This window comes from Paenibacillus radicibacter, from assembly GCF_024721995.1.
GTDB lineage: Bacteria > Bacillota > Bacilli > Paenibacillales > NBRC-103111 > Paenibacillus_AM > Paenibacillus_AM radicibacter.
Genome location: NZ_JANQBC010000033.1, coordinates 1 through 2,498, shown reverse-complemented (window position 1 = coordinate 2,498; position 2,498 = coordinate 1). Strand labels below are relative to the sequence as shown.

Genomic DNA, 2,498 nt, shown 5'->3' with positions numbered 1-2,498 from the left:
GGTGAGCCATTACCTCACCAACTAGCTAATGCGCCGCAGGCCCATCTGTAAGTGATAGATTGCTCCATCTTTCCTAACTCTCTCATGCGAGAATGTTATTTATCCGGTATTAGCACACGTTTCCGTGAGTTATCCCAGTCTTACAGGCAGGTTGCCTACGTGTTACTCACCCGTCCGCCGCTAAGCTATCCCCGAAGGAATATCTCCGCTCGACTTGCATGTATTAGGCACGCCGCCAGCGTTCGTCCTGAGCCAGGATCAAACTCTCCATTAAAGAGCTGATTGCTCAAAATTTACTTACTAGCTTGTCTCAATCAATCGCTCGAAAGCGACGATCTCGACTGTTTGAGATTCGTTAGAATCTCATCTATTCATTCACTCGTTGTTCAGTTTTCAAAGGACAATTCTTTATTTCGTCGTCTTCCGTGTTACCGGCGACAACTTTTATATCATATCATGTCTTCAATGTTTCTGTCAACATGTTTTTGATATTCTTTTTTCGTTTTCAGCCCGTTTAGCGGGTGGATTAATAATATAACACGCATGACGCAATAAAGCAATATCATAAAATTATCCAGTTGAAAGCTACGTGTTTTTCGAATGTTATTCGGCATAACAGCACTATAACTGGACAGACCGATAATCTTTTACTACATACATTCTAGAACTATTTAAATGCGACACTCAGACACCTATTGTCTTTATATACTACCCACCAATAAATATAGGCAGCCTATTATAACGCGAATGTAATGACTACTGGTCATCACGCTTTTATTAACAAACAACATCAAAATTACTGTTAATCAAATACACGCATCGTTTGTTTAGCTTCTTGGGTGTTAAATTTATTACTCCTACACTATTACTCACAATCCCCTCTACACAGTTACACTTAAACACACCATTTATCTAAGAAAATCAAATTATAAGTTCAATCACTATATAGTCCAAACAACCATTACACTTACATTTACGCTTTACGCATACATAGATCTCATTAATAATGAATACTACATCCCATTAGGCAACTGGTTGCTTAACACATATCAGTAGAAGGTAAGTACTTATAGATATCACCTGCGACAGCAATACACCCTTCTAATAATTGATTTCCACACTAGCCACATCTCATTATATTGCTTTTAATTATTTGGCAAGCATTAAGCCGTTACGATTAGATATTGATTTAGGTACGTAGTGCTTATTAATCCCGCAATTTACTCATTACACGATATTACTTTATCTATACATGCTCTACTAGCTGATTTCAATAAAACCCACAACATCAATTTGATACAGATAACTGTAAGCGACAAACAACGTACACGAGAAGTAAGCATTCATTTGATTTTCTAATTATTATTAATTAGCCCCATAACTTCTTGTTAGCCTACTTTCAAACTATGTACTTTTACCCCAACTGCAAACTCGTCACACTATTGATGACATGAACACACAACACATCTGCTTATAACGCCATCACTATTGCTTGTAACAATACAATAATATACTCCGCTACTCTGACCCCCTATTGTTATTCACATTAACCGATTACTCCTTTTCTGAAGTATTTATCGTTATATATTCATATATATTAACAATAGACCATCAGTGACATAGGATTACCTTCTCAATCACATGTGTGGGTTTCTGTATAGAAAATCTTATTAAGTCTATCCTGAGTAAAAGTGTAGCCAATTAATAATGATACCTTCCTTGTTGAATCTATCATATTAAGACTCACTTCCGATATATTCATAAATATACAAAACTAAGGTTCAGATATAGCGTCCTAAAAGTATAAATACAGACAGCAGCTACTCAATAAATATCAAAAGATATTAAACTTTCGATATAACACTGGCATTAGTGACTAGTCCAACCCTTTAACAAATGGACAACTAAAGATTTTTTTCTGTAATTATATAAAAATAATAGCTAGACCTATTAACCCAAATTATTAGAACCACTCAGAGATTCATAATTATCTTCTATAACATGACCTAATAACAAAAAAGAGTTGCTACTTATAAGAAGTAACAACATATTTCTCTGCAAAACACACAAAAAAGCTGCTACTCACAAGGAGTAACAGCTTTTTCTCTTTTGCTCGGCAACGTCCTACTCTCCCAGGACCCTGCGGTCCAAGTACCATCGGCGCTGAAAGGCTTAACGGTCGTGTTCGAGATGGGTACGTGTGGTTCCCTTTCGCCATCGTCACCAAACAAGTTAATTGTACAAGGCTTATGCCTTGAAAACTAGATGCGAATTGAAGTGTAAAGCAGTTTTACGAATTAAATTCGTTATTTTAGATAAGCCCTCGACCTATTAGTATTGGTCAGCTCCACACGTTACCGCGCTTCCACCTCCAACCTATCAACCTCGTCGTCTACAAGGGGTCTTACTAATTGGGAAATCTCATCTTGAGGGGGGCTTCGCGCTTAGATGCTTTCAGCGCTTATCCCCTCCGTACATAGCTACCCAGCGGTGCTCCT

The 2,498-nt window shown here is 37.4% G+C and carries 3 rRNA genes; all 3 read right to left on the bottom strand.

The annotated features are described in order from the left end of the window. A 16S ribosomal RNA gene (locus NV379_RS25870) occupies positions 1–274 on the bottom strand; the annotation flags it as partial. A 1,837-nt stretch (positions 275–2,111) separates the two neighbouring features. Next, positions 2,112–2,228: ribosomal RNA gene (gene rrf, locus NV379_RS25865) — 5S ribosomal RNA — on the bottom strand. A gap of 83 nt (positions 2,229–2,311) precedes the next feature. Beyond that, positions 2,312–2,498: ribosomal RNA gene (locus tag NV379_RS25860) — 23S ribosomal RNA — on the bottom strand; the annotation flags it as partial.